This is a genomic window from Salinarimonas soli, from assembly GCF_008386575.1.
Classification (GTDB): domain Bacteria; phylum Pseudomonadota; class Alphaproteobacteria; order Rhizobiales; family Beijerinckiaceae; genus Salinarimonas_A; species Salinarimonas_A soli.
Genome location: NZ_VUOA01000060.1, coordinates 1 through 3,143 on the forward strand (window position 1 = coordinate 1; position 3,143 = coordinate 3,143).

A 3,143-nucleotide genomic window follows, 5' to 3' on the forward strand; every position below is an offset into this window, starting at 1 on the left:
TCCGGCTCGCTGGGCGCACGCCATCGACGTCGTGGACCACTGGTCGGGACAATTGCATGGTTAGAACCGCGACTGCATCGGGGGCAGGGAGGAACCCCGAAGCTTAGCCGTCGTTGAGTCCCCGTTCAATCAGTTGGAGTACTCACATGTCCGCGAAGCAGAAGACGCTCTACGATCTGTTCCTTCATACGCTGAAGGACATCTACTACGCCGAAAAGAAGATCCTGAAGAACCTTCGCAAGATGATCAAGGCTGCGAAGGGCGAGGAGCTCCGGCAGGCATTCGAGACCCATCGCGAGGAGACGGAAAGCCAGATTGAGCGTCTGGAGCAGGTGTTCGAAATGCTCGGGAAGCGCGCCTCCGGCGTCACCTGTGAGGCCATCAACGGAATCATCGAGGAAGGCGAGGGCATGATAGAGGACTTCGGTGACAGCGAGGTCGCCGACGTGGCGCTCGTCGCTGCCGCCCAGGCCATCGAACACTACGAGATCGTGCGCTACGGGACGCTCAAAACCTACGCGGAAGAGCTCGGGATGAAGGACGCTGCGAAGCTCATCGACCAGAACCTCCAGGAGGAGAGGAAGACCGATACCCTGCTCACCGAGGTCGCGGAAACGCGCGCGAACAAGAAGGCCACTTGAGCGAAGTGCCCGGACGTCGGCGGGTTGATCGCGTCGGGTGGTGATTGGCCTCTGGCCACATCGTTGATGGAATGGGCCCCCGCTCCGGGGCGACCGGGTCATGGGTGCGAGGCACCTCGGGCTCCGGCGACCACGGGCGGGGGCTGATTGAAAACGCCAGTCGGGCGCCTGCATCGTCAAGCAGACGCGGGCATGGACGCCGACCGGAGTACATCCGCCCTGGCCGGGGCGCATCGAGAGGGCTGGTGACGCCCGCCGTTTCAAAGGCTGCGAATGTCCGCTTTCGATGTTTGTGCGCCGGAAGCTGCCATTCCGCCTCCGGCCAACATCGGCCATTCGGGGCCAATCAGATTGTCCCCAGGCGGGCGTCACGGTGGACTGCGCGAGGGTCGCGCGAGGGTCCGTGAGAAGCTGCGTTCGACCCGCTGTCGTCATTCCCAGTTCAACGATGTTGCTGTCCCTGTTGCACGACGCAAGTTCCCTGTTCGCATCAGCAGGGAATTCCTGGCGTAAGTGCCTGACGTAGCGAGCGCTCTGGGAGCCGAGAGAGGGTGTAAATGGCCTGATTTCGACAGAAGTCCCTGTTTTCTCCCAGAGAACAGGGATCTCGGCAGAGAGCGGTTCGCACCCGACTCCGTCCACCGCCAGTTCTCTCTGACAAATCATTCTCCGCGCCTGAGCCGGGCGGCTATAAGCCTTTGGTGCGGGCCGTTTTTGGCCTGGGGCTCTGGACTACCCAGGCGCACGACGACGCCAAAACGCTCTCCATGTGGGCCATTCTCTCCGGAGCTCTGGACCGCGGCCGTTTAGTACGAGTTTGCGGAGCCCGTTTCGTTCAACGACTTAGGTGCGATCGCATCGGCGCTGAGTTCGATGTCGCGCTTGGATGCGAGAGAACCCGGCGCCGAACGAGCCACGCCTCGCTCAGTAGCAATAGGCATGGCAAAGCCTCAGGATGAAGCAGAAGAGGTACTGGGCCGAATGTCCGGGGTTGGCCGGGAGCGGGAGGTCTGAAACGTGGCAACGCGCTTCAGAACTGAATTCGCGGATGCCACGACCTACAACTAGAAGCCGACCTAGCGCACTCAACCCGTGCAGGCCCTCCTCTCGGCTGCTATATTGCTAGGTGTTCGCAATTACAGGACGAGACTGAGAGTGGGCGGAGCAAGCACACAGAAGCCATCCTGGCGGCATCACTTCATCCCCGAATTCTACCTCAAGCGCTGGTCTCTCGGCGGGACCAAACTTGTCCAATTCAGCAGGCCATACGGATCGACGGTCAAGCCTAAGACGCTCTCTCCTAGGGAGACAGGCTTTCAGGACAAACTGTACACTCTCGCCGGACTGGATCCTGAACTCGCTCAAGCACTTGAAGAGCAATATTTCCAGAAGATCGATGGTGCCGCGGCTGACGCCCTGGCGCGTCTTCACGCCAAACCCGGATCGGAACTGACAAAGCGGGAGCGTGTGGGGTGGACGCAGTTCCTGGTCTCACTTTGGACGCGCAACCCGGAGGAGGTCGAAGCTACGAAGCAGGTCTATGCGGCCAATTGGACGAAAACGACGCCCAAAATGGAGGAGGCCTATTTCTCGGCGAAAAGGCCTAATGATCCCCCCACCTTCGCGGAATACTTAGCGACGGTGTCAAAGGAATTCGTGGAACGGAATGCTATGCTCGCACTAGCCAACCGGGGCAAGCCGCTACATAGCACACTCCACATCGCGAACATGAAATGGGGCAGTCTGAAGACTCCATTTTGGACTGAGGCGTTGCTAACGTCGGACCGGCCTATCATCCGCTACGGTGGATTAGCGATCGATGACGCCTACATTGTTATGCCGATACGCCCGAAGCACATCTTTTTTTCTGTGAATACCCCGTACGCAGGCCGCGCTCTTATTGAGCAAGAACCATCCAAGCTGGTTGCTGAGATGAACAAGCAAGTAACCCAGCAGGCCCATTGGTTCGTGTATGCCACCACGGATAGACCTCTTGTGTTCGTCCAGGAGCATATGTCGCAGAAACCGGCGCCTATCATCGCCAAAAAAATCAAGCTCTTCCCTAGCGGCCATCGTATAAACCCAAGAGCACTAAGGCGGGGCGAGCAGCTGCGGGAGTACTACCGAGACATCCCAATTTAGGCCTAGAGGCGCGTCGCTCTTGCACTGTCAGGTGCTACAGGCGGTTGCGTGCACTCCTGGCCACGCGTTCTCCCTGATGATTTACCCGCTCGCCGCTCAAGGCGGACAAGAAAGCTGGCCGCGGCACATCCGCTTCCGGGAACGGCAACCTAGCTATCTGGATGGCCGCAATCGCCGCGGAGCAGAACGGGCGCTCTTGGCCGAAAGCGGACCAGCAGCTTTCGGCCTCCACATAGTGAAAGCGGACAGTTGGCTCTGCCGGGTGAAACCTTGAGCGTCAAATAAGCGTGCGAACGCACGTTCGCAGAGTACAGTTCCCTCCAGCGGTCCGGCCAGCGTCAGCAGCTTCAATCCACCGCG

2 protein-coding genes are annotated in these 3,143 nt (G+C 59.6%); both read left to right on the forward strand.

Features of this window, described 5'->3' with window-relative positions; all coding sequences use genetic code 11:
* Positions 1-146: 146 nt before the first annotated feature.
* Positions 147-641 (forward strand): YciE/YciF ferroxidase family protein, encoded by a 495-nt coding sequence (locus F0L46_RS24910; RefSeq protein WP_149822322.1) that lies wholly within the window; start codon positions 147-149, stop codon positions 639-641.
* A 1,155-nt stretch (positions 642-1,796) separates the two neighbouring features.
* A complete protein-coding gene (locus F0L46_RS24915) occupies positions 1,797-2,783 on the forward strand; it encodes a DUF4238 domain-containing protein (protein WP_188312143.1) in 987 nt (328 codons plus the stop codon).
* Positions 2,784-3,143 lie beyond the last annotated feature (360 nt).

What these genes read in the sequence shown, in the direction of transcription:
- F0L46_RS24910 (WP_149822322.1), top strand. Translation starts at nt 147, where the DNA reads ATGTCCGCGAAGCAGAAGACGCTCTACGATCTGTTCCTTCATACGCTG.